20 protein-coding genes are annotated in these 24971 nt (G+C 70.5%); 12 read left to right on the top strand and 8 right to left on the bottom strand.

Annotated features, from left to right (window positions below):
• The first annotated feature begins 183 nt into the window (after window positions 1–183).
• Window positions 184–1911: an acyl-CoA dehydrogenase gene (locus BGO46_RS09600; RefSeq protein WP_292678316.1), complete on the top strand. Its 1728-nt coding sequence runs from the start codon at window positions 184–186 to the stop codon at window positions 1909–1911.
• Window positions 1912–1992: 81 nt separating this feature from the next.
• On the top strand, window positions 1993–3150 hold the full coding sequence (locus tag BGO46_RS09595; RefSeq protein ID WP_292678315.1) for a pyridoxal phosphate-dependent aminotransferase: 1158 nt from the start codon (window positions 1993–1995) through the stop codon (window positions 3148–3150).
• A 309-nt stretch (window positions 3151–3459) separates the two neighbouring features.
• Here the strand turns inward: BGO46_RS09595 and BGO46_RS09590 are convergent, their stop codons facing one another.
• Window positions 3460–4134: a TetR/AcrR family transcriptional regulator gene (locus tag BGO46_RS09590; RefSeq protein WP_292678313.1), complete on the bottom strand. Its 675-nt coding sequence runs from the start codon at window positions 4132–4134 to the stop codon at window positions 3460–3462.
• Window positions 4135–4321: 187 nt separating this feature from the next.
• On the opposite strand from BGO46_RS09590, the gene sucC reads away from it, so the two are divergent.
• Together sucC and sucD are read left to right on the top strand one after the other, a co-directional pair.
• Window positions 4322–5488, top strand: coding sequence for an ADP-forming succinate--CoA ligase subunit beta (sucC, locus tag BGO46_RS09585; RefSeq protein WP_292678311.1), 1167 nt, complete (start codon window positions 4322–4324; stop codon window positions 5486–5488).
• Between the two features lie 64 nt (window positions 5489–5552).
• A complete protein-coding gene (gene sucD, locus BGO46_RS09580) occupies window positions 5553–6455 on the top strand; it encodes a succinate--CoA ligase subunit alpha (protein ID WP_292678309.1) in 903 nt (300 codons plus the stop codon).
• Between the two features lie 83 nt (window positions 6456–6538).
• Here the strand turns inward: sucD and BGO46_RS09575 are convergent, their stop codons facing one another.
• The 6 genes from BGO46_RS09575 to BGO46_RS09550 form a co-directional block, all read right to left on the bottom strand.
• Entirely contained in the window at window positions 6539–6868 is a 330-nt protein-coding gene (locus BGO46_RS09575) for a hypothetical protein (protein ID WP_292678307.1), read from the bottom strand.
• 13 nt (window positions 6869–6881) lie between these two features.
• Window positions 6882–7433 (bottom strand): hypothetical protein, encoded by a 552-nt coding sequence (locus tag BGO46_RS09570; protein WP_292678305.1) that lies wholly within the window; start codon window positions 7431–7433, stop codon window positions 6882–6884.
• Entirely contained in the window at window positions 7430–8026 is a 597-nt protein-coding gene (locus BGO46_RS09565; protein ID WP_292678303.1) for a hypothetical protein, read from the bottom strand. Before BGO46_RS09565 ends, BGO46_RS09570 begins: the two co-directional genes overlap by 4 nt.
• Window positions 8014–8529, bottom strand: coding sequence for a hypothetical protein (locus tag BGO46_RS09560; RefSeq protein WP_292678301.1), 516 nt, complete (start codon window positions 8527–8529; stop codon window positions 8014–8016). Before BGO46_RS09560 ends, BGO46_RS09565 begins: the two co-directional genes overlap by 13 nt.
• Window positions 8526–9842: a hypothetical protein gene (locus tag BGO46_RS09555; protein WP_292678299.1), complete on the bottom strand. Its 1317-nt coding sequence runs from the start codon at window positions 9840–9842 to the stop codon at window positions 8526–8528. Before BGO46_RS09555 ends, BGO46_RS09560 begins: the two co-directional genes overlap by 4 nt.
• A gap of 124 nt (window positions 9843–9966) precedes the next feature.
• Entirely contained in the window at window positions 9967–11388 is a 1422-nt protein-coding gene (locus BGO46_RS09550; RefSeq protein WP_292678297.1) for an NCS2 family permease, read from the bottom strand.
• An 81-nt stretch (window positions 11389–11469) separates the two neighbouring features.
• Between BGO46_RS09550 and BGO46_RS09545 the strand changes: the two genes are divergently transcribed.
• From BGO46_RS09545 to BGO46_RS09515, 7 genes are all read left to right on the top strand, one after another.
• Window positions 11470–13008 carry a DUF6350 family protein gene (locus tag BGO46_RS09545; RefSeq protein ID WP_292678296.1) on the top strand — a complete coding sequence of 513 codons (1539 nt, stop codon included), beginning with the start codon at window positions 11470–11472 and terminating at the stop codon, window positions 13006–13008.
• Between the two features lie 29 nt (window positions 13009–13037).
• Window positions 13038–13700, top strand: a complete 663-nt coding sequence (purN, locus tag BGO46_RS09540) for a phosphoribosylglycinamide formyltransferase (protein WP_292678294.1) — start codon at window positions 13038–13040, stop codon at window positions 13698–13700.
• Window positions 13701–13726: 26 nt separating this feature from the next.
• Window positions 13727–15334, top strand: coding sequence for a bifunctional phosphoribosylaminoimidazolecarboxamide formyltransferase/IMP cyclohydrolase (gene purH / locus BGO46_RS09535; RefSeq protein WP_292678292.1), 1608 nt, complete (start codon window positions 13727–13729; stop codon window positions 15332–15334).
• A 218-nt stretch (window positions 15335–15552) separates the two neighbouring features.
• Window positions 15553–17214, top strand: coding sequence for an AlkA N-terminal domain-containing protein (locus BGO46_RS09530; RefSeq protein ID WP_292678393.1), 1662 nt, complete (start codon window positions 15553–15555; stop codon window positions 17212–17214).
• The gene (locus BGO46_RS09525) at window positions 17211–17705 is read left to right on the top strand and encodes a methylated-DNA--[protein]-cysteine S-methyltransferase (protein WP_292678290.1); all 495 of its coding nucleotides are present in this window, start codon (window positions 17211–17213) and stop codon (window positions 17703–17705) included. The genes BGO46_RS09530 and BGO46_RS09525 overlap by 4 nt, the downstream gene beginning before the upstream one ends.
• Before the next feature lie 565 nt (window positions 17706–18270).
• Window positions 18271–20175, top strand: a complete 1905-nt coding sequence (locus tag BGO46_RS09520) for an ABC transporter ATP-binding protein (RefSeq protein ID WP_292678288.1) — start codon at window positions 18271–18273, stop codon at window positions 20173–20175.
• Window positions 20172–21989, top strand: coding sequence for an ABC transporter ATP-binding protein (locus BGO46_RS09515; protein WP_292678286.1), 1818 nt, complete (start codon window positions 20172–20174; stop codon window positions 21987–21989). Before BGO46_RS09520 ends, BGO46_RS09515 begins: the two co-directional genes overlap by 4 nt.
• A 146-nt stretch (window positions 21990–22135) precedes the next feature.
• Here the strand turns inward: BGO46_RS09515 and BGO46_RS09510 are convergent, their stop codons facing one another.
• Entirely contained in the window at window positions 22136–22588 is a 453-nt protein-coding gene (locus tag BGO46_RS09510) for a GNAT family N-acetyltransferase (protein ID WP_292678284.1), read from the bottom strand.
• A gap of 163 nt (window positions 22589–22751) precedes the next feature.
• Here BGO46_RS09510 and BGO46_RS09505 point away from each other — a divergent pair, with 163 nt between their 5' ends.
• Window positions 22752–24968: an NADP-dependent isocitrate dehydrogenase gene (locus tag BGO46_RS09505; protein ID WP_292678283.1), complete on the top strand. Its 2217-nt coding sequence runs from the start codon at window positions 22752–22754 to the stop codon at window positions 24966–24968.
• The last annotated feature ends 3 nt before the right edge of the window (window positions 24969–24971 follow it).

Genomic DNA, 24971 nt, shown 5'->3' with positions numbered 1-24971 from the left:
GGAGCGCAAATGGTCGCGTTCGGCGCCGGAACAGAGCCATTTGTGCTCCTCGAAACGGCGGGAAAGGGGAGGGCGGCGGCGCGAGGGATAGCCAGTGAGACGCAGTGTCAGCTATCATGGGCTGGAGTCTCACCCTATTGCTGCGCGCGACGACGCGCACGCAGCCCTGCCGAAGGAGCCGCCATGGCCGCCGACTACCAGCCGCCCACCTCGGATTACGCCTTCCTGTTCGGCGAGGCGTTCGGCACCGACATCATCGCGCGCGCCACCGGCGGCGAGCTCACGGCAGAGGATGCCACCGACGTCATCGCCGGCGCCGGCGAGTTCGCGGCATCCGTCCTCGCACCGCTCGAGACGGTCGGCGACCGCGAGGGCGCGCGCCTCGTTGACGGCCAGGTGCATCTGCCCGACGGGTTCGCGGATGCCTATCGGGCATTCGTCGAGGCCGGCTGGGTCACCGCCGAGGCGCCCGCATCGGCGGGCGGCGACGGACTGCCCGGGGCGATCCGTGCGGGTCTCGGCGAGATCTGGAACGCCTCCAACGCCGCGTTCGCGCTGTGCTGGCTGCTCAGCGCCGGTCAGATCCACGCGTTGGATGCCGCGGCATCCGACGAACTCCGCGAGGTCTACCTCAGCAAGCTCGTCTCGGGCGAGTGGACCGGCACGATGAACCTCACCGAGCCGGGCGCCGGCACCGACCTCGGCGCGATCCGCACGATCGCGACGCCGCGCGGCGACGGCTCGTGGTCGATCAAGGGTCAGAAGATCTTCATCACGTGGGGCGATCACGACGTCGCCGAGAACATCGTGCACCTCGTGCTCGCGCGCACCCCCGACGCGCCGGAGGGCGCGAAGGGGCTGTCGCTGTTCGTCGCGCCGAAGTTCCTCGTGAACGCGGACGGGTCGCTCGGTGCGCGCAACGGGGTCGAGACCGTCGCGATCGAGCACAAGCTCGGCATCCACGGGTCGCCGACGTGCGTCCTCTCGTATGAGGACGCGACCGGCTACCTCGTCGGCGAGGTCCGCGGCGGGCTTGCCGGCATGTTCGTCATGATGAACTCGGCGCGCATCGGTATGGGCTTCCAGGCGACGGGTATCGCCGATCGCGCCTACCAGCAGGCCGCGGCATATGCCGCTGAGCGCATTCAAGGCTCCGTGCTGGGTCGCGACGGCGTGACCCCGATCGCCGAGCACCCCGACGTGCGCCGCCTGCTGCTGTCGATCTCGAGCGAGGTCTTCGCGATGCGCGCCCTCGGCGTGTACGTCGCCGACCTGTTCGACCGCGCCGAGGCATCCGAGGATGCCGCGACGCTCGCGCTCGCCGAGTTCTTCGTGCCGATCCTGAAGGGGTGGGCGACGGAGGATGCCGTGGTTCTGACGAGCGAGGCGATCCAGGTGCACGGCGGCATGGGCTTCATCGAAGAGACGGGCGCCGCGCAGCACTACCGTGACGCGCGCATCATGCCGATCTATGAGGGCACGACCGCGATCCAGTCGAACGACCTGATCGGCCGCAAGGTGATCCGCAATCAGGGGGCGACCGCCGAAGCGCTGTTCGCGCAGATCGACGAGACGATCGCCGCGCTGCGTGCCGACGGCGGCGAGGTCGAGGCGCGGACGGCAGACCGCCTCGAGCGTGCCGTCGCCTCCGCCCGCCGCGCGACCGTCGACCTGGTCGGGTTCGCATCGTCGCCGCGCGACGCGGCCGCCGTCAGCGTGCCCTACCTGATGCTGCTGGGCGTCCTCGCGGGCGGCTGGATGCACGGCCTCGCCGTGGTCGCCGTAGCCGCGCACGAGGACGTGCAGGATGCCGATGTCGCGCGCCTCACCGCGGCGGACTTCTACGGCGCCCACCACCTGCCGCGCGTGCACGCCCTCGCCGAGACCGTCGCCTCCGGCGAGATCGCCTGACCGCGCGCGTGGACGGGGCCGTCTCGCGGCCCGCGCCGTCTCGCGGTCATGACGGAGCGCCGCCGCGCGTAACCTGAAGCGGTGCCTGAGATCAGCTCCCACTCGCTCGCGGTGCCGGCCAGCGGCATCCGTCGCCTCTTCGAGATCGCGCTCGAACTCGAAGATGTGACCTTCCTCGCGGTCGGCGAGCCCGACCTGCCGGTCGCGCCGCACATCGCCGCGGCGGCGAAGGCGGCGTGGGATGCCGATGAGACGAACTACACGCACAATGCGGGCATCCCGACGCTGCGGCGTGCGTTCGCCGATCGGTTCGCCGCCGACTACGGCGTCGCCCTCGACCCGGAGCGCATCTGGACGACGATCGGCGGCACGCAGGCTCTGCATCAGGCGCTGGGGCTGGTGCTCGATCCCGGCGACGAGGTGCTCGTGCCCGACCCCGGCTACACGACCTTCTCGATGAGCCCGCGCATGCTGTCGGCCGTGCCGGTGCCGTACGCGCTGCGCGACGAAACCGGGTTCCTGCCCGAGCTCGACCGGCTCGAGACGCTCGTGACACCGCGCACGCGCGCGATCATCGTGAACTCGCCCTCCAACCCGCTTGGGACGGTGCTCGACGCGGATGCCGCACGGGGCATCCTCGCGTTCGCACGGCGCCACGACCTGTGGGTCATCAGCGACGAGGTCTACGGCGCACTCACGTGGGACGGCCCGCACGTCAGCCTCACGGCGCTGGACGCCGCGGACGGCGACGGGCGGGTGCTCGGGGTGTTCTCGCTGTCGAAGACGTATGCCATGACGGGCATCCGTGTCGGATTCCTGACGGCGCCGGAGGAGTGGGGGCCGCACCTGCGCAGCGCGCAGGAGGCGATGATCTCGTGTGTCAACGCGCCGGCGCAGCGCGCGGCGATCGCGGCGCTGACGAGTGACCAGAGCGATGTCGCGGCCGCCCGCGCGCACTATCGCGACAACCTGCGCGCCGCGATGGCGCTGCTGGATGACCGAGGCATCCGATACCTCACGCCGTCCGGCGCGTTCTACCTGTGGATCGACATGCGGCACGCGACCGGCGGCGACGTCGCCGCGTGGACCGAGACCTTCCTGCGCGCAGAGCGGGTCGCCGTCGCGCCGGGCTCGGCGTTCGGCGCCTCCGGCGAGGGGTGGGTGCGCGTCTGTGCCGCCGCGTCCCGCGACGACCTGCTGCGCGGCCTCGCGCTGCTCCCCGCGCCGCCCGCGCCCTGACCCGCCGGCCCGTGCGTCGGTCGCCCGTGCCCCGGCATCCGCCCGCCCAACCGCGAGACTGCAGTGCTGCACCGAGACAGCATCCGCCGCATGCAGTCTCGGTGCGCCACTGCAGTCTCGCGGTCAGAGGGTGGGCCGGCCATCCGCCCACCAGGCAGCGAGACTGCGTCCCGGCGACGAGACTGCGGACGCTGCACGCAGCCTCGTCGCGAATACGCAGTCTCGCGCTCAGAGGGTGCGAGCGCCCGGCGCCCCGGCGCCCGCCCGCGTCCCGGCGCGGCCGGCCCGGCGCGACCGCGCGACCGGGCGCTACAGCGCGTCGCGGAGGCGGCGGGCGACCTCGGCGGAGGGCATCCGGCGGGGGAACGCCGCGATGACGACGTCGTCCTCGCGGGACGTCTCGCCGTCGGGGTGCACGCCGAAGCGGTGCAGCAGCACGTCGTACGCGTCGGTGAGCACACTCTCGGGGATGTCGTCCGTGCCGCGCAGCAGGCGCCGCAGCACGTGATTGTGCACGGCGGTGACGGCCGCGGCGAACGCGACGGCGTCGATCGGGTCGATCCCCGGCATCGCCGCGCGCAGGTAGTCGTCGAACAGACGCTCGTACTGGAACACCGTCACGATCTCGCGCTCGCGCAGCACCGGCACCTGCCGCACGACGGCGTAGCGGCGGCGGGCGAGCTCGGGCTCGGCGGCGAAGTGACGGAACACATCGACGGATGCCTCGCACGCGGCCGCCCACGGATTCTCGTGCGGGTCACGCTGCAGCTTCGTCAGCGATTCGCGCAGCTGCGCGAGCAGCACGTCGTGGTCGCTGAAGACGACGTCGTCCTTGCCGCCGAATTGGCGGAAGAACGTCGAGCGGGACACCCCGGCCGCCTGCGCGATCTGCTCGACGGAGGTCGCCTCGAAGCCCTGCGCGACGAACAGATCCAGCGCAGCGGCGACGACGGTGTTGCGGGCGGAAGTGGGAGCGGCGGTCATAACGGAGCCAGCCTAGTCACCCGCCCCCGAAAACGGCGGAGCATCCCCATGCAGATCACGGCACGGGATGCCACGAAGGCGGTCAGCGCGCTCAGGCGTTCGTATTAGGCTGGGGCACTGGTCGATATCTCGACATCGAGACTTTTTCGGCACCGAAAGCCCACAGTCGCCCAGCGAAGGATTGCACGTGGATCTCTACGAGTACCAGGCACGAGACCTGTTCGAGAAGTACGAGGTGCCGGTGCTCCCCGGCATCATCGCCGACACCCCTGAGGAGGCGAAGGCAGCCGCTGAGAAGCTCGGCGGTGTCGTTGTCGTCAAGGCTCAGGTCAAGACCGGAGGTCGCGGCAAGGCCGGCGGCGTCAAGGTCGCCAAGACCCCCGACGAGGCGTACGAGGCGGCGAAGGCCATCCTGGGCCTGGACATCAAGGGTCACGTCGTCAAGCGCGTCATGATCGCCGGCGGTGCGCAGATCGAGAAGGAGTTCTACTTCTCGGTGCTGCTGGACCGTGCGAACCGCTCGTACCTGAGCCTGTGCTCGGTCGAGGGCGGCATGGAGATCGAGCAGCTCGCGGTCGAGAAGCCCGAGGCGCTCGCCAAGGTCGAGGTCGACCCCCTCACGGGCATCGACGCGGCCAAGGCGCTCGAGATCGCGAAGGCCGGCGGCTTCGACGACGAGCTGGCCCCCAAGGTCGCCGACGTCTTCGTCAAGCTCTACAACGTGTACACCGGCGAGGGCGCGACCCTCGTCGAGGTGAACCCGCTGATCCTCGACGCGTCGGGTGCGATCATCGCCCTCGACGGCAAGGTCTCGCTCGACGACAACGCGTCCGAGGTGCGGCACCCCGAGCACGAAGAGCTCGAGGACAAGGATGCCGCTGACCCGCTCGAGGCGAAGGCGAAGGCATCCGGTCTCAACTACGTCAAGCTCGACGGCCAGGTCGGCATCATCGGCAACGGCGCGGGCCTGGTCATGTCGACGCTCGACGTCGTCGCCTACGCCGGTGAGAACCACGGCGGCGTGAAGCCCGCCAACTTCCTCGACATCGGCGGCGGCGCCTCGGCGACCGTCATGGCCGCCGGCCTGGACGTCATCCTCGGTGACGAGCAGGTGAAGTCGGTCTTCGTCAACGTCTTCGGCGGCATCACCTCCTGCGTTGCCGTCGCCGAGGGCATCGTCAAGGCGCTCGAGATCCTCGGTGACGCCGCGACGAAGCCGCTCGTCGTCCGCCTCGACGGCAACCAGGTCGAGGAAGGCCGCGCGATCCTCGCGGCCGCGAACAACCCGCTCGTGACCCTCGCTGCCGGTATGGACGAGGGCGCCGACAAGGCCGCCGAGCTGGCGAACGCCTGACCCTATTCGCTGATCGAGTGCCGCCGCAGGCGGTGTATCGAGATCACAAGGACTGAGAACAGACATGTCTATCTACCTCAACAAGGACTCCAAGGTCATCGTCCAGGGCATCACCGGCGGCGAGGGCACCAAGCACACGGCGCTCATGCTGAAGGCGGGCACCAATGTCGTCGGTGGCGTCAACGCACGCAAGGCCGGCACGACCGTCTCGCACACGGACAAGGACGGCAACGCCGTCGAGCTGCCCGTCTTCGCAACGGTCGCCGAGGCGATCGCCGCCACCGGCGCCGACGTGTCGATCGCGTTCGTGCCGCCGGCATTCACGAAGGATGCCATGGTCGAAGCCATCGACACCGACATCCCCCTGCTCGTCGTGATCACCGAGGGTGTGCCCGTCGGCGACACCGCCGAGGCGTGGGCGTACGCGAAGAGCCGCGGCAACAAGACGCGCATCATCGGCCCGAACTGCCCCGGCATCATCACGCCGGGCGAGGCGCTCGTGGGCATCACGCCCGCGAACATCACAGGCAAGGGCCCGATCGGCCTCGTGTCGAAGTCGGGCACGCTGACCTACCAGATGATGTTCGAGCTGCGTGACCTCGGCTTCTCGACCGCGATCGGCATCGGCGGCGACCCGATCATCGGCACGACGCACATCGACGCGCTCGCCGCGTTCGAGGCCGACCCCGAGACGAAGGCGATCGTCATGATCGGCGAGATCGGCGGCGACGCCGAAGAGCGCGCGGCCGACTACATCAAGGCGCACGTCACGAAGCCGGTCGTCGGCTACGTGGCCGGCTTCACCGCCCCCGAGGGCAAGACGATGGGCCACGCCGGCGCGATCGTCTCGGGCTCGGCGGGCACGGCGCAGGCCAAGAAGGAGGCCCTCGAGGCCGCCGGCGTCAAGGTCGGCAAGACGCCGTCCGAGACCGCCGCGCTGATGCGCGAGATCATCACGGCGCTCTGACGCAAAGACCGCGCTCTGACGCGCTGATACGAAGAAGGGTGGATGCCGCGCGGCATCCACCCTTCTTCGCGTTTCGCTGCGGCTCAGTACGCCTCGAGCTGGTGCCCGCCGCCCGATGCGGGCTGCGGCGGACGGGTGAGGGCGTCGGCGAGCTGCGAGTCGACGTCGGTGAACGCGTCGACGAACGCCTTCGCCTCCTGCTGCAGCTGCGTGACCTGCTCGATCAGCTCCTTGCGGCGATCGTCCCACTTGCCCGCGAAGTCGGTGCTCGCGTTCGCGAGCTCTGTGACGGGTATCGCGTCGGCCAGTGCGTCGGAATCGGCCTGCGCCGACTCGAGCCGCCGCACGATGGATGCGAGGTTCGTCGTCACCAGGTCGACCTCGTCGAGGTCGACCTTCAGTTGATCACCCATGGGTGTCCCTCCGTCAGTCCGCCATGCCGATGGCACGGGCCAGGGTGTCGTAGTCGGCGCGCAGCGCCTCGAAGCGGGCGAGGTCGAAATCGCCGACGATCATCAGCACGTCGCGCTCGCCGAGGCGCCACACCCAGTGCGTCACGACGCTGACGGTGCCGTCATCGTCGGTGACATGACGCGTCGCCGACAGGCCCGCGCCGAGTCGTCCGCCCGAGAAGGGGGCTGCCACGACAGGCCGCGTCGCGCGCGGATCGCCCACGCCGACGAGCTCTTCGAGCGGAGTGTCGGGCCGTGCCGGCAACTCGTAGATGCTCGCGATGCCGATCGCCTCGTGCGGGCGTGACAGGTACGCGAAGCGGTGCTCGTTCTCGTCGGCGCTGCGCGACAGGCCCTGCACGGTCGCGGTCAGCCACTCGCGCATCGACGTGTCGTAGCCGTACGCCTCGGACAGTGCGCCGACGAGCGTGCCCGACCATTCCTCGAGCGAGTCGAAGCCCTCCCACGGCCACTCGGTCGGCACGTACACCCACAGGTCGCGGTCGAAATCAGCGTGCAGAGTCATGGCTGCGTCTCCTGTCGGGGCGCGGGATCGAACGTCACGGCATCCAGCATCGTCGTGATGAGGAGCGTGAGCGCATCGGTGACGGGGGCGTAGTCGGGGTCGGCGTCGCCCGTGATCGAGGCGAAGGCGACGAGGTACGCGTCCTCGCGCACCCATGTGTAGTCGAGCGTGCGCAGCGGCACGAGTTCGCCCGCAAGGGCGTCGGGCGACACCGGCGCGTCGAGAATGCGGCGTCGGGCGGTGCCGGCATCCGTGTCGACCTTCTCGCCGACCTCCGGCAGCACGGGCGTGCCGGTCGGGGGTGTCACGACGCTGAACGCGATAGAGGTGGACACCGGCACCTCCCAGGGCCGGCCGAGCGGCAGCGCGACGGCGAACGAGCCCGCGCGGAACGCATCGTCGAGCTGTGTCTGGAGGGCGCGCTCGAGCTCGCGCGCGAACGGCGTGATCGAGTCGCGCGGGCCGAGTTCGCGGATCGATGCGAACACCCGGCGGGCGGTCTCACTGTTGTCCGGCGCGGTCCGGAGGAGCTGCCAGCCCGGGGGAAGGATCAGGCGCGGCATCCCGATGGATGCCGAGGTCACGGCCGCCACAGTCGCCACGCTTCCCGCACGAGCTCCCATGTGCCGCGCACGGCCAGCAGCACGATCGCCAGCAGCCACGGCACTCCCGCCCACAGCACGATCATCAACTGCGGGCCACCGTACGCGGCCGCACACTCCAGGGTGATGCACAGGCCGACGAACGCGAGGATGGCGAGCTCCCATCGCGCCGGAATCAGCCACAGCGGCTGCGGCTTGCCCGCGCCCAGGGACAGGACGGCGGCGGCGAGCATGAGCATCGCCGGGATCCACAGCAGCCAGAACGGCGGCTGGAACAGCGGGAACGTGTCGGAGGAGCCGAGGATGCCGGCGGCCGGGATGTCGCCGCGGATGATTCCGATGATGCCGAGCAGGATCTGCGGGCCGAGCCCGAGGACGACGACGAGGACGATCGCCCAGAGCGCCGCCCGCCCCGCCCAGAGCTCCGTCGTCGTGCGGGATGCCCGCCGCCGCGTGTTCCGCCGTGCGGGCGCGGATCGACGTGGCGCGGTCATGAGCCGATCCGCCAGGTCGCCGCATCCTTCATGCCCTCGTACCAATCGGCTATGTCGCCGAGCACGGGCATCTCGTGCTGGGTGTCGCCGACGAGGTCGAGGATCTTGGGGAGCGCGGTGCCGAGCGCCGTGTCGACGCCTTTTGCAGCCGCCGTGATGCCCGCCGACACCGTGATCTTCAGGATCTCCTGGCGGCCGATGTTCAGCAGGATGTCATCGAGGGGGCCGCCGGCGCCGGCCTTCGCCGACTGCACGATGCGCAGGAAGTGCGCGTTCGTCATGCCCTTGGCCGAGTTCACCTGGCGCAGCCAGGTGACGGACGGCAGCTTCAGCTTGCCGCCGAACAGCGACAGCCCGTTCTTGCCCTTGAGCACACCGTTGAAGCTGCCCGTGACGACGCGCAGCGGGTTGTTCGTGCCCTGCGCCGCGAGCCGGGCGACGCGCGTGCCCTTCAGTGCCGTCACGACACCGCTGATCGTGCGGGATGCCGCAGCGGCAACCCCCATCGTCGCGACCGCGAGGACGTCCAGGGCGAAGTCGATCCAGGAGATCTGGCCGGTGGCTGCCAGCACGAGACTGAGGCCGGCCGTGATCGCCGCGGCGGCGAGGGCGAACGGCGCGAGCACCGGGAAGAAGAAGCTCAGCACCGACAGCGCCAGCGTGATCTTCTGCAAGATGCTGTGGATCGCCTTGAGGATCTCGGCGTGCTCGGCGACCCAGCCGGAGAAGTCGTCCCACAGGCTGTCGTTGAAACCGTCGCCGTCGGCGGCGTCGCGCATCTTGCGGGCCGCGTCGCCACCGGACTGTCGCAGCCCCTCGATGATGCGGTCGAAGCGGGCCTGCGCATCGGCCGCCTGCGCGGCCTGACCGTCGCGACGCTGCGTCAGCGAGAGCAGGTGACGGTTGATGTCGGCGGCCTCGACGGGGTCGGTCGCGCGTGCGCGCTCGTCGCGGTAGTAGGCGATCTGCCGTTCGTACGACGACTGTGCCTGTGCGGCATCCGCGTGCTCGGCGACGAGGTTCTGCGCATCGCGCTGCGCCGTCTCGAGATCGGTCGCGAACGACGTGAGGGCATCGGATGCCTCGTCGTAGCGGTTCTGCAGCGAGCCGAGCCGATCGGCGACCTTCGTCGCGTTCTCGGCGAGCTGGTCGAGGGCGTCGCTCTCGTGCTGCCGGGTGTCGGCGATCGCGGTGCGCAGGCCGCTGACCGCCTCGAGGATCGCGTCAGCGGTCGCGGCGAATCGCGCGGCTTTCGACCTGATGGTCGTGACGCTTCCCGGGATCGGCCCGATCTGGGTGGGCAGTGTGGCCATGGCGCTCTCCTTTCGGTACCCATCGTAAGGATGCCGCGCACCGCCCCTCGATGGGGAGCACTGCCCATGACGGACGGACGGGCGCACGGCCCGGCCCGGCGCGAGCCGGGCACGGGCGTGCGTCTCAGGCGACGCCGAACAGCGCCTCGAGGGGGCCGCGCGCGAAGAACAGCACGAAGCCGATGCCGACGACCCACAGCAGCGGGTGGATGGTCTTGGCCTTGCCCGAGAACGCGTGCAGCACGATCCAGCTGACGAATCCGGCGCCGATGCCGTTGGCGATCGAGTACGTCATCGGCATGACCGTCGCCGTCAGGAACACCGGCAGCAGTACGCGGAAGTCGCTGAAGTCGATGTTCTTGATCTGCGACAGCATCATGGCGCCGACGAGCACGAGGGCGGCCGCGGCGACCTCGCCGGGCACGAGCGAGGTCAGCGGCGTGAAGAACATCGCGAGCACGAACAGGCCGCCCGTGACGACCGACGCGAGGCCCGTGCGGGCGCCCTCGCCGATGCCGGCACCCGACTCGACGAACACCGTCGCCGACGACGACGAGGTTCCACCGCCGACGATCGCGCCGACGCCCTCGACGACGAGGGCCGACTTGATGCGCGGGAAGTCGCCCTTGGCGTCGGCGAGGTCGGCCTCTTTCGCGAGGCCGGTCATCGTGCCCATCGCGTCGAAGAAGTTCGAGAACAACAGCGTGAAGACGAACATGATGAGCGCGACGCCGCTGACCCGCTGCAGGTCGAAGCCGAAGTCGACGGCCCCGATGAGGCTCAGGTCGGGAAGGGCGACGATGCCGCCGGTGAAGCCGAAGTCGAGACCGAAGGGCCAGATCGCGTTGACGATCGCCGCGATCACGGTGCCCGTCACGAGCGCGATCAGGATCGCACCGCGCACGCGCAGGGCGATGAGCACGCCGCCCAGCAGCAGCGTGATCACGAACATGAGCGTCGGCACGGTCGCGACCGACCCGCCGATGCCGAGCCCGACCGGCGGCGAGCCGCCCTCGGTCGCCGTGACGAAGCCCGAGTCGACGAAACCGATGAACGCGATGAACAGGCCGATACCGACGGTGATCGCGAGCTTGAGCTGGACGGGGACGGCGTCGAAGATCATCTTCCGCAGGCCCGTCGCGGCGAGGATCACGATGATGACACCGTTGATCACGACGAGCGCCATCGCCTCGGGCCACGTGACCGAGCCGACGACCGAGAAGGCGAGGAACGCGTTGATGCCGAGGCCCGCCGCGAACGCGAACGGCAGTCGCGTGACGAGGCCGAAGACGATCGTCATGACGCCCGCGGTGAGTGCCGTCGATGCAGCGACCGCGTGTGCGTCGAGGGTCGTGCCGACGGCATCCGGTGTCGACAGGATGATCGGGTTGAGGATGACGATGTAGGCCATCGTCACGAAGGTCACGATGCCGCCGCGGACCTCTGCGCCGAGGGTCGAGCCGCGTCGCGTGATCTCGAAGAAGCGATCGAGTGCGCTCGCCCCCTCGTCGGTGCGGAGCTCGGGCGACGTGGACGGGTGCGACATGGTGGATCCTCCTCACAGAAACGTAGTGGCTCTGCGCGCCCCGCCGGTGTCGCGGCACACGCTGGGTAGGGTCGAACCCGCATGAATCGCCTTCTCGTCGCCTTCCTGGCCGCCGTCGACGCACTGATCGCGGCGGCCGTCGGCGTTGCCGCCGCACTCGCCCCTCTCACGGTCTTCTGGGTGCTCGGCCTCGGGGGCACAGCCGATTGGGGCGCACTGTGGCCGGCATCCGTGCGCCTGTGGCAGTTCGGCAACCTCGTACCGCTGCAGATCACGCTGCCGCCCGAGTACCTCACCGCCGTCGGGATCGACGCGGATGGCGCGACGTTCTGGCTCTCGCTCGCGCCGCTCGCCTTCGCGGGGTTCGCGGCCCTGTTCGCGGCGCGCTCGGGTGCGCGCGCGGCGCGCGCCGGCGCGTGGGCCATCGGCGTGCTGGCGGGATCGGTCGTCACGGCGGTCATCGCGTGGTTGCTGTGGCGCACGTCGGCGAACCCCGTCGCGGCCGTGTTCGGGTGGCAGGCGCTCGTGCTGCCGACGGTCGTCTTCGCGGTGCCCGCCCTGCTCGGCGCACTCGTGGGAGCCTGGCGACACGGCGATGACGGTGTCATCGACGCGCTGCGCATCCGTGCCGCGCGTGACCTCCGCTGGGCGGCCGTGCCCGAAGCCGCCGCACGCGGGCTCGGCGTAGCGGTCGCGGGCTTCGTCGGGGTCGGCGCTCTGTTCGTCGCGGTCGCGACCGTGCTGCGCGGCGGCGAAGTCGTCGCCCTGTACGAAGCGGCGCACGTGGATGCCCTCGGTGCGACCATGCTCACGCTCGGGCAGCTCGCGTACCTGCCGACCCTCGTCGTCTGGGGCGGCGCGTTCGCGGCCGGCCCCGGGTTCGCCCTTGGGACGGGCACCGCGGTGTCGCCCGTCGGAACGAACCTGGGCGTGCTGCCCGGGGTTCCCGCGCTCGGGATCATCCCCGAGTCGGGCTCGCAGTGGATGCTGCTGAGCATCCTGCTGATCATCGGGGTCGGGTTCGCGGCGGGCGCCGCGGCGCGCGGCCGCCTGTTCGCGACCGCGCGCGCGGGTCGGTCGGTCGGCGCGGGTGCGGGCGGGTGGCCGGGCGGGTCGGGCGGCGCGGCGGTCGGTGTCGGCTCGGCGCACGAGGCATCCATGCCCCGGCTCGTCGTGCTGGCAGCCATCGTCATCCTCGGCGCGGCGGCTGTCGCGCTGCTGGTCGCCGTGGCCTCGGGTTCGGTCGGACCAGGCCGGCTCGCCGACATCGGCCCCGCGGCGGGGCCCGTCGCGTTCGCCGTCGGAGTCGAACTGCTCGTCGGCGCCGCCATCGCCCTGTTCGCGCCGGTGCGTGCGGCCGGCGGCCGGGTGGCCCGCGACGCTGTGGATGCCCCCGTCGATGTCGCCGTCGTGCACGATCCGGCACCGCTGCCGAGCGCTGTCGCCTTTGAGCCGGTGACCGATGCCGCGCGCCCCGTCGCGGTCGAACTGGTGACGGACGCCCCGCGCCCCGTGGCCGTCGCCGTGGCCCCCGACGATGCGACCACCGAGCCATTCGCCGCGGGCGAGATTGACCCGATCGAGACCCTGCCTGACGGCCCGGACGCCCCGGCTCAGTGAGCACGGACGCCCGCCGGTAGACTGGGCGCGTGCTCACGGTCGCCGTCCTCATCTCGGGCACGGGCTCCAATCTCCGCGCGCTCCTGGACGCAGCTGCCGAACCCGGATTCCCCGCCCGTGTCGTCGTCGTCGGCGCCGACCGGCAGGCCGACGGCTTCGCGCACGCCGAAGCATTCGGCATCCCGACCGTCATGGTTCCGTTCCGCGAGTTCGAGACCCGCGAGCAGTGGGGCGAGGAACTGCGGCGTCAGATCGACGTCTGGACGCCCGACCTGATCGTGCTCAGCGGCCTCATGCGTCTGCTGCCCGATGCGCTCGTGGATGCCTGGGCGCCCGCACTCATCAACACCCACCCCGCGTATCTGCCCGAGTTCCCCGGCGCGCACGGCGTGCGCGACGCGCTCGCCGCGGGCGTCAGTCAGACCGGCGCGAGTGTCATCGTCGTCGACACGGGCGTCGATTCGGGGCCGATCCTCGCGCAGGAGCGCATCGACGTGCTCCCCGGCGACACCGAGCACACGCTGCACGAGCGCATCAAGCCCGTCGAGCGGCGCCTGCTGATCGAGGTCGTGCGCGGCATCGCTGCGGGCGAGATCGATCTGTCCGCGTACGCGCCGGCCATCCCTTCCGCCGACGTCGCGGAAGCCACCGAAACTCCGGATGCCGCCGCCGTGGCATCCGACATCGCCTGACCCACTCGAGCACTCTGGAGCCCCGCATGGCCGGTCCGTCCATCGATCCCGCCCTCTACCGCGACCGCGACGTCGTCCCGATCCGTCGCGCCCTCGTGTCGGTCAGCGACAAGACCGATCTGCTGCCGCTCGCGCAGGCGCTCGCCGCCGCCGGCGTCGAGATCGTCTCGACCGGCGGCTCGGCCGCGCTGCTGCGCGACGCCGGTCTCACCGTCAAGGACGTCGCCGAGATCACCGGCTTCCCCGAGTCGCTCGGCGGCCGCGTCAAGACGCTGCACCCGAACGTGCACGCGGGGCTGCTCGCCGACCTGCGCCTGGAAGACCACGAGAGCCAGCTCGCCGAGCTCGGCATCCTGCCCTTCGAGCTCGTCATCGTTAACCTCTACCCCTTCGTCGAGACGGTCGCCTCCGGTGCGACCGGCGACGCCGTCGTCGAGCAGATCGACATCGGCGGGCCGGCGATGGTGCGTGCTTCCGCGAAGAACTTCGCGAACGTCGCGATCGTCGTCTCGCCCGAGTCGTACCCGGCCGTCACGGCGGCGCTCGCCGCCGGTGGCACGACCCTCGGCCAGCGTCGCGAGCTCGCCGCGCGCGCCTTCGCGCACACCGCCGCCTACGACCGCGCCGTCGCGACGTGGTTCTCGGAAGAGTCGCTGCAAGACGAAGGCGACCTGCCCCAGCACCTCACGATCAAGGCCGAGCGTCTCGAGACGCTGCGCTACGGCGAGAACTCGCACCAGCGCGCCGCGCTGTACGAGCGCGTCGGCGGCCACGGCATCGCCCAGGCGACGCAGCTGCAGGGCAAGGAGATGAGCTACAACAACTACGTCGATGCGGATGCCGCGCTGCGTGCCGCCTTCGACATGGTCAAGCCTGCCGTCGCGATCATCAAGCACGCCAACCCGTGCGGCATCGCGATCAGCGCGCCCAACGCCCTCGACCCGATCGCCTCGGCGCACCTGCGCGCGCACGAGTGCGACCCCGTGTCGGCGTTCGGCGGCGTCATCGCCGCGAACCGCACCGTCACGCTGAAGATGGCCGAGAACCTGCGCGACATCTTCACCGAGGTCATCGTCGCGCCCGACTTCGAGCCCGAAGCGCTCGAGGTGTTCAAGCTCAAGAAGAACCTGCGCGTGCTGCGCCTGCCCGCCGACTGGCGGCAGGAACTGATGGACGTGCGACTCGTCTCCGGCGGCCTGCTGCTGCAGGATGCCGACCGGTTCCCCGCCCAGGTCGAATCGCTCGTCGACACGTGGGAACTCGTCACCGGCGAGATGCCCGACGAGTCCGAGAAGAGCAACCTCGCCTTCGCGTGGAAGGCGTGCCGCGCCGTCAAGTCGAACGCGATCGTCCTCGCCCAGGGCTCGGCCACGGTCGGCATCGGCATGGGCCAGGTCAACCGCGTCGACTCGTGCCGCCTCGCCGTCGAGCGGGCGGGCGACCGGGCCGCCGGGTCGGTTGCGGCATCCGACGCGTTCTTCCCGTTCGCGGACGGTCCGCAGGTGCTCATCGACGCGGGCATCCGCACGATCGTGCAGCCGGGAGGGTCGGTGCGCGACCAGGAGGTCATCGACGCCGCCCGCGCCGCGGGAGTCACGATGTTCTTCACGCGCGAGCGCCACTTCTTCCACTGAAGCCGGGGTTGCGGTGCGCGGCGTGCTCGCTGGGTGGCGCCGCTCTGTCGCGTTGAGCTGCTCGAAAGCAGGCTCAACCGGCCGTGACGGGTCTGAAGAGCGCCGCGCACGACGATACAGCCTGCTTTTGAGCAGGCGAGCTCGGGAACAGTGATGTCCGAAAACCGCGAGTGAGACGTCGCCGGCCGTGACAGGCTGGGGTTGTGAGCATGAGCGGCATGACCTTCGACGAGCGGTACCGCGCGATTGACGCGCGCGACCAGCGCTTCGACGGGCAGTTCGTCACCGCCGTGCGCTCGACGGGCATCTACTGCCGGCCGAGTTGCCCCGCGCGCACGCCGAAGCCGGAGAACGTGACGTTCTACCCGACGTCGGCGGCGGCGCACGAAGCGGGGTATCGCGCGTGCAAACGGTGCTTGCCCGAAGCTGCCCCGGGGTCTCCCGAATGGAACCTGCGCGGTGATGTCGCGGGTCGCGCGATGCGCCTCATCGCCGACGGCGTCGTCGAACGCGAGGGTGTGGGGGGACTGGCATCCCGCCTCGGCTACTCGTCGCGGCACCTCACCCGGTTGCTGACCGCCGAACTCGGCGCCGGCCCACTCGCCCTCGCCCGCGCGCAGCGCGCGCACACCGCACGGATGCTGCTGGTCGCGACCGACCTGCCCGCGGCCGACGTCGCGTTCTCGGCCGGATTCGCGAGCGTGCGGCAGTTCAACGACACGGTGCGCGAGGTGTTCGGGATGCCTCCGCTCGAGCTGCGCGCGCGGCGGCCTCTGACCTCCGGGGCCTCCGCGGCCTCGACGGGGCGCCGTGGCGCGGCTGCCGCCGGCACCCCGGGCACTGATGCTGCCGCGAACGCACCCGGAGCGATCGACCTCGTGCTGCCGCACCGCGGCCCGTTCGACGCGGCCGGACTGTTCGCGTGGATGGCGGCGCGCGCCGTCGCCGGCGCCGAGGCGGCGACCCCCGACTCCTTCGCCCGGACGCTGCGGCTGCCCGGCGGTCCCGCCTGGTTCGCCCTGCACGTCGACGGGGCGGGCCGCGTGCGCTTGCGCGCGAAGCTGACCCACCTGCGCGACCTGCCGGTGCTCGTCGCGCGGACGCGGCGGCTGTTCGACCTCGACGCCGACCCGTTCGCCGTCGACGCGGCGCTCGCGGCGCACCCCGCACTCGCCCCGCGGGTCGCGGCGATCCCGGGCATCCGGGTGCCGGGTGCCGTCGACCCGCACGAGATGCTGATGCGGGCGATGATCGGCCAGCAGATCACGGTCGCCGCCGCGACGACGGCGCTGTCGGCGCTGACCGACGCACTGGGGGAGCGGGTCGCGGGCTTCGACGGCCTCGACCGGCTGTTCCCCACGATGGAGGCGATCGCCGAGCACGGGGCCGACGTGCTGCGCGGCCCCGCGGCGCGCATCCGCGCGATCACGGCCGCGGCGGCCGCGCTCGCCGACGGATCGCTCGTGCTCACGAGCGGCGACGACGGCGCAGAGCAGCGCGCCGCTCTGCTCGCCCGGCCCGGGATCGGGCCCTGGACCGCCGACTACGTGCGCATGCGCGTGCTGGGCGACCCCGACATCACCCTGACCGGCGATGTCGCCGTGCGCGCGGGCGCCGCGGCCGTCGGCCTGCCCGCCGACCCCCGCGGCTTCGAAGCCTGGGCGGCGCACGCCGCGCCGTGGCGCAGCTACCTCACCGCCCACCTGTGGCGGGCGGTGCCGCCCCGCGCGGCCGCCGCTCCCTCCCGCACGGCCGCCGCTCCCTCCCGCAACAACTCAGGAACAGCGGCCCGGCGAAGCCGGAGTCAGCCGCCCGCAGGCCCTTTGGCCCCCGAAACTCCTGAGTTGTTGCGTTCGACCTCCGGAAGGACCACCCCATGACCGCCACGATCCAGACCATCGAGACCCCCGACGGCGCCTTCACCCTGCTCGCCGACGACCGCCAACGCGTCCTCGCGAGCGGCTGGACCGACGACGCCGAGACGATCCTCGGCCGGCTCAAGACCCCGCCGGCGGACGTCCGCGACGGTGCGACGGATGCCGCGGACGCCGTCGCCGCCTACTACGCGGGCGACCTCGCGGCGATCGACACGGTCGCCGTCGCCCAGTCGGGCACCGCGATGCAGCTCGCCGGCTGGGCGGCGCTGCGCCGCATCGAGCCGGGGCAACCGCTGACCTACGCCGAGTTCGCCGTCGCGCTCGGGCATCCGAGCGCGGTGCGCGCCGCGGCATCCATCTGCGCGCGCAACGCGCCCGCGCTGTTCGTGCCGTGCCACCGCGTGCTGCGCACGGGCGGCGGCATGGGCGGATTCGCGTGGGGCACCGACGTCAAGCGCGCGCTGCTCGCGCGCGAAGCGCGCCCGGCGGCCTGACCCGAGCGCGCGGGCGGCGGCGCCCGGCGTTCATCCGTCCCGTTCGGCAGCTCGGCCGCGCTCCTTGCCGCGTGTCGGGACGGATGAAGTGCAGGCGCACAGAGGGATGCCCGCGCCAAGGGATGCCCCGCACCGGGCATCCACCCGAGGCTTGCACGCGGCGAACGTGCGGGTCTATTCTGGAGGGCTGTCGCCCGTGACCCGGTGCGACGGTCCCCGCCCACCGATCCCTGGAGGAAGCAATGTCCACGGCCATCGTCATCACGAAGCCCGCTGTCCTCCGCCCGTTCGGAGCCGGGGAGCTGAGGGGATAACGCGCTCGCGTTCCTCGTCGGTGGCATAGTTCCGCCGCACGCCGCGTTGTTCCCCAGCGTCCCCTGACGGGGCTCGCTGTGCGCCGCTGTGCCGTCGAACCGCCGCAAGCAACCGCGCAAGGAACCGCGCAAGGAACCGCCGACCCGCGCGTCAGGCACCGCACACCGCCCCGCACACATCCCACCGACACACACCGCCGGCTCGCACTCCCGGCATCCGCACCACAGACACCAGAGCCATCACAGGGACCATGACCTCCTCCACTGACTCCACCGAGACCACACAGTCCACCCAGACGACCGCGACCACCCCGCCCACCGAGAGGCTCTCCACTCCGCGGGCCCTCGCCCGCCTCTACCCGTTCGCGAAGCCCGTGCTGGGCCGGCTCACGTTGGGTGCCGTCAGCGCGCTCGCCGCGAGCCTGCTCGCGCTGTCGATCCCCCTCGTGCTCGAAGTGCTGGTGCAGGGCCCGATCGCCTCGGGCGACATCGCCCAGCTCACCTGGGGAGTCGCGCTCATCCTCGTGCTCGGCCTGCTCGAAGCGCTCATGGTGTGGCTGCGCCGTTGGTTCGTACTGGGGCCCTCGACCGCCGTCGAGTACGACATGCGCACCGGGTTCTACGAGCGCCTGCAGCGCCTCCCGGTCGCCTTCCACGACCGCTGGCAGTCGGGTCAGCTGCTCAGCCGCATGATGCAGGACATCAGCATGCTGCGCCGCTGGCTCGCGTTCGGCCTCGTGCTGCTGGTCGTCAACGTCCTGACGATCATCATCGGCATGGCCCTGCTGTTCCGCTGGCACTGGGCCCTCGGGGTCACGTTCCTGATCGTCTGCGCGCCGCTGTGGTACGCGGGCTACCGCTTCGAGAAGACGTACGGCACGCTCGCGCGCCAGAGTCAGGACCAGGCAGGCGACCTCGCGACGAGCGTCGAGGAGTCGGTCCACGGCATCCGCGTGCTCAAGGCCTTCGGCCGCGGCAAGCACGCCCTTGTCAAGTTCACCCGTCAGGCCGAGACGCTGCGGCAGACCGAGCTTCGCAAGGCCGGCGCGGTGGGCTGGATCTGGTTCTGGCTCGTGCTGCTGCCCGACCTCGCTTTCGCGCTGTGCCTCGGCGTCGGCATCGCGCTGGCCCAGACCGGGCAGCTGCAGGTCGCCGAGCTCGTCGCGTTCTTCGCGATGGCGACCGTGCTGCGCTGGCCCATGGAGTCGATCGGGTTCCTGTTCTCGTTCCTGCTCGACGCGCGCACCGCGACCGACCGCATCTTCGAGGTGTTCGATGAGCAGAACACGATCACCGACCCCGCGCAGCCGCAGACGATCTCCGAGCCGCGCGGCGCGCTCGCGTTCGAGGGCGTGCACTTCCGGTATCAGGATGCCGCGGCATCCGAACGCGATCTGCTCGACGGCATCGACCTGACGCTCATCCCGGGCGAGACGATGGCGCTCGTCGGGCTCACCGGTTCGGGCAAGACGACCCTGACGACCCTGCCCGCGCGCCTCTACGACGTCACGGGCGGCCGCGTCACGATCGACGGCGTCGACGTGCGCGAGCTGAGCCTGCACGAGCTGCGCACCCACGTCGGCATGGCGTTCGAGGACTCGACGCTGTTCTCGCAGACCGTGCGCGAGAACGTGCTGCTCGGCCGCGAAGACCTCGAGCTCGGCAGCGCAGCGGCGGATGCCGTGCTGCGCGAAGCGCTCGCGGTCGCCCAGGCCGGCTTCGTCGACGACCTGCCGCAGGGGGTCGACACGATCATCGGTGAAGAGGGACTGTCGCTCTCGGGCGGCCAGCGCCAGCGCCTCGCGCTCGCGCGCGCCGTCGCGGCCCGCCCGGCCGTTCTCGTGCTCGATGACCCGCTGTCGGCGCTCGACGTGGAGACCGAGGCGCTCGTCGAAGACGCGCTGCGCGAGGTCATGCAAGACACGACGACCCTCGTGATCGCGCACCGTCCGTCGACCGTCATGCTGGCCGACCGCGTCGCGCTGCTCGAGTCGGGCCGCATCACGGCGGTCGGCACGCACAGCGACCTGCTGCGCACGTCCGACCACTACCGGCACGTCATCTCAAGCCTTGAGGATGCCGAGCGCGAGGGTGCGGCACACCGCGAAGAGACCGACACCAGACCCGTCCGCACGAGTGAGGAGGTGGCGCGATGACCACGGCATCCGTCGCAGGAACGACCGGCGAAGACCGGTCGGACTACACGCGCGAAGAGTCGCGCGCCATTCGCAAGCGCTCACTGCGGCTGCTCGGCTCGCTCGTGTCGCCGCTGCGCTGGCAGCTCGTGCTCGCGGGCGCTGTCCTCGTCGTCTCGACGGCGCTGCGGGTCGCCGGACCCGCGCTGATCGCGTTCGGTCTGAACCAGGCGCTGCCGCAGGTGATCGATCACGGCGACTGGATGCCGACGTTCATGATCGTCGCGGTATATCTCGTCGCGGGCGCCGGCGGCGCCGCGCTGATCGGCTGGTACGCCGTCGTCTCGGCGCGGCTGACCCAGGCCGTCCTGCTCGATCTGCGCAAGCGGATCTTCGTGCACACACAGCGGCTGAGCCTTGAATTCCACGAGTCGTATACGTCGGGGCGCATCATCTCGCGCCAGACGAGCGACCTCGACTCGATCCGCGAACTGCTCGACGGCGGTCTCAACGAACTCGTCTCGGGCGTGCTCTACGGCGCTTTCACGCTCGTCGCGCTGCTGCTGATCGACTGGCGCTCGGGCGTCGTGCTCGCTGTCGCGGGCATCCCGCTGTTCTTCCTGATGCGGTGGTTCTACCTCAACTCGCAGCGCGCGTACCGCGAGTCGCGGGTCGTGAGCGCGAAGGTCATCGTCAAGTTCGTCGAGACGATGACGGGCATCCGCGCCGTCAAGGCGTTCCGCAAGGAAGAGCGCAACGACGACGAGTTCGGCGACCTGTCGGGCCAGTACCGCGACGTGAACATGCGGTCGCTGCGGCTGTTCGGCACGTTCGAGCCCGGCATGATGGCCGTCTCCGCGTTCGCCGTCGCCGGCGTGCTGCTGTGGGGAGGCATCCGCGTCACCGACGGTTCGCTGCTGGTCGGCACGCTGCTGGCGGCCGTCCTGTACGTGCGCAACTTCTTCTCGCCGCTGCAGGAGGTGGCGATGTTCCTGAACTCCTACCAGTCGGCGACCGCCGCACTCGAGAAGGTGTCGGGCGTGCTCGACGAGCAGCCGACCGTGCCCGATCCGGTGCACCCCGTCGACCTGTGGGAGTCGCGCGGGCACGTCGAGTTCCGCGACGTCGTGTTCGGGTACTCGGACGAGCGCACGATCCTGCCCGACTTCTCGCTCGACATCCCCGCCGGGCAGACGATCGCCCTCGTCGGCACGACCGGTGCGGGCAAGTCGACGCTCGCGAAACTCGTGTCGCGGTTCTACGACCCGACGCGCGGAGCGGTGACCCTCGACGGGGTCGACCTGCGATCGCTGCACCCGAAGGACCTGCGCCGCGCGATCGTCATGGTCACGCAGGAGGCGTATCTGTTCAGCGGAACGGTCGCCGACAACATCGCGCTCGGCAAGCCCGACGCGACGCTCGAAGAGATCAAGGCCGCCGCGCGGGCGGTGGGGGCGGATGCCTTCATCGAGCGCCTGCCCGATGGGTACGGCACCGACGTGAACAAGCGCGGCGGGCGTGTCTCGGCGGGGCAGCGACAGCTGATCTCGTTCGCGCGCGCGTTCCTCGCGAACCCCGCCGTGCTGATCCTGGATGAGGCGACCGCGTCGCTGGACATCCCGAGTGAGCGGCAGATTCAGGATGCCCTGCAGACGCTGCTGGCAGACCGGACGGCGATCATCATCGCGCACCGCCTGTCGACGGTCGCGATCGCCGACCGCGTGCTCGTGATGGAGCACGGCCGCATCATCGAGGACGACGCCCCCGCCGCGCTCATCGCCGGCACCGGCAAGTTCGCGCAGCTGCACGCCGCCTGGCAGGACTCGCTGGTCTGATCACCGAACCATGTCCCACTTTCGGTTGCTTCGCAGGCGTGGGAGCAACCGAAAGTGGGACATGGTGTGCCGTAAGTGGGACACGGAACAGCGGCAGGATGCCGGAGTCAGCGCAGCGACGAGACGAACAGCGGCGGGATGCCGGGTCAGAGGAGGACTTCGGCGACGACCTCGCCGTACTCGGTCTCGCCGACCGGCACGAACCCGACGCGCGTGAAGAACACCTCGGGGCCGCCCTGGCCGGCCTCGTAGATGACGTCGACGCGGTCCATGCCGCGGTGGCGGGCCTCTTCGATGAGCTGCTCGACCGCGAACCGGCCGACGCCGCGGCCCTGGTCATCGGCGTCGACGTTGATGCGCCACAGCACCGAGCGGAAGCGCTCTTGCACGGCATCCGCATCGAAGTTCGCACTGATGAAGCCGACGACCTCGTCACCGTCGAGCACGACGCGCTGCCATGCCGTCGCGGGGTTCACGACGGCGCCGGCGACGGCGTAGCTGGTCGGCGCGATGAACTGCTCCTGACCTGGCTTGAGCGACAGCATGTTGACCGCGACGATCGTCGAAGCAGACAGTTCCACCAGGCGCAGTTCGGTCATGGGGCCAGGCTACCCGGTCAAACCTTGCCGTGGCATGAGGGTTTTCACTCTCTAGACGATGGTCGCAGTCAGTCCCGCGGGAGATATCTCGACATCGAGATACTTTCACGCGGTGCGGTAGGCTGGACCCCGACCCCTCGACGCTCACAGAGAGAGTTCACGCGTGCCCGAGTCCACCATCATCTATACCCACACCGACGAGGCTCCGGCACTGGCCACCGCTTCGTTCCTGCCGATCGTTCAGGCCTACGCCGGACAGGCCGGCGTCGAGATCGACACGCGGGACATCTCCCTCGCGGCCCGCATCCTGGCTGCGTTCCCGCAGCGGCTGACGCCCGAGCAGCAGGTGGGTGACGCACTCGCCGAGCTCGGCGGGCTCGCGACGCTGCCCGAGGCGAACATCATCAAGCTGCCGAACATCTCGGCATCCATTCCCCAGCTCAAGGCCGCGATCGCGGAGCTGCAGAGCCAGGGCTACGACATCCCGGAGTATCCGGACGAGGCGGCGACGGTCGAGCAGAAGGACATCCGCGCCCGCTACGACCGCATCAAGGGGTCGGCCGTCAACCCCGTGCTGCGCGAGGGCAACAGCGACCGCCGCGCGCCCCTGTCGGTGAAGAACTACGCGCGCAAGCACCCGCACCGCAACAAGCCGTTCGCGAGCGGCTCGAAGACGCGCGTCGCGACGATGACGGCGGGCGACTTCATGCACAACGAGAAGTCGTGGGTCGCCGCGCACGACGACGTACTCACGATCCGCCACGTGCAGGCCGACGGCACCGTCACGGTGCTCAAGGAGAGCCTCAAGGTCCTGCCGCGCGAGATCATCGACGGCACGACGATGTCGGCGAAGGCCCTCGACGCCTTCCTCGCCGAGACGCTCGCACAGGCGAAGGCCGAGAATGTGCTCTACTCGGTGCACCTGAAGGCCACGATGATGAAGGTCAGCGACCCGATCATCTTCGGCCACGTCGTGCGCGCGTTCTTCAAGGACGTTTTCGACACGTACGGCGCACAGCTGGCCGAAGCCGGCCTGAACGGCAACAACGGCCTCGGCGCGATCCTCGCCGGGCTCGGCGAGGTCGACGGCGGCGAGACGATCTCGGCGCGCATCGCGCAGGACATCGAGAACGGCCCGCGCCTGTCGTACGTCAACAGCGACAAGGGCATCACGAACCTGCACGTCCCGTCGGACGTCATTGTGGATGCCTCCATGCCCGCGCTCATCCGCAACGGCGGAAAGCTCTGGGGCGTCGACGGCGGCGAGGATGACACGATCGCGGTCATCCCCGACTCCTCGTACGCCGGGGTCTACCGGGCGGTCATCGATGACGTCATCGCGAACGGTCCGCTCGACCCGGCCACGATCGGCACGGTTCCCAACGTCGGGCTGATGGCGCAGGCCGCGGAAGAGTACGGCAGCCACGACAAGACGTTCGAGATGGCGGCGGACGGCGTCGTGCAGGTCGTCGACTCGTCGGGCGAGGTCGTCATCGAGCACGACGTCGAGGCCGGCGACATCTGGCGCGGCACGCAGACCAAGTACGTGCCGCTGGTCGACTGGGTGCGCCTCGCGGTCAGCCGTGCCCGCGCGACCGACGTGCCGGCCGTCTTCTGGCTCGACGTCAACCGCGCGCACGACGCACAGGTCATCGCGAAGGTGTACCAGGCACTCGCGACCATGGACACGCACGGCGTGCAGATCTCGATCCTCGCGCCTGCCGAAGCCGCGCGCTACACCGTCGCGCGCATGCGTCACGGTCTGGACACCATCTCGGTCACCGGCAACGTGCTGCGCGACTACCTGACCGACCTGTTCCCGATCCTCGAGGTCGGCACGAGCGCCAAGATGCTCTCGATCGTTCCGCTGCTCGCCGGCGGCGGACTGTTCGAGACCGGCGCGGGCGGCTCGGCTCCCAAGCACGTGCAGCAGCTGCTCGAAGAGGACTACCTGCGCTGGGACTCGCTCGGCGAGTTCTTCGCACTGGCGGCCTCGTTCGAGCACCTGTCGGAGTTCACCGGCAACGCGAAGGCGAAGGTCCTCGCCGACACCCTGGATGCCGCGACGGGAACCTTCCTCGAAGAGGACCGCTCGCCCGGCCGTGCCCTCGGCACGATCGACAACCGCGGCAGCCACTTCTACCTCGCCCTGTACTGGGCGCAGGAGCTCGCGCAGCAGACCGCCGACGCGGAGCTTGCCGCAGCGTTCGCTCCGGTCGCCGAGAAGCTCGCCGCCGACGAGCAGGCGATCGTCGCTGAGCTGAACGCCGTGCAGGGCAGCCCCGTCGACATCGGCGGCTACTACCACCCCGACGCCGCGAAGGTCGCGCAGGTCATGCGCCCGTCTGCGACGCTGAACGGCGTGATCGACGCGATCTGATCG

Origin of the sequence: Microbacterium sp. 70-16 (assembly GCF_001898315.1) — a bacterium.
Classification (GTDB): Bacteria; Actinomycetota; Actinomycetes; order Actinomycetales; family Microbacteriaceae; genus Microbacterium.
The sequence above is the reverse complement of the archived record's forward strand: the minus strand, read 5'-3'. Positions and strand labels throughout refer to the sequence as shown.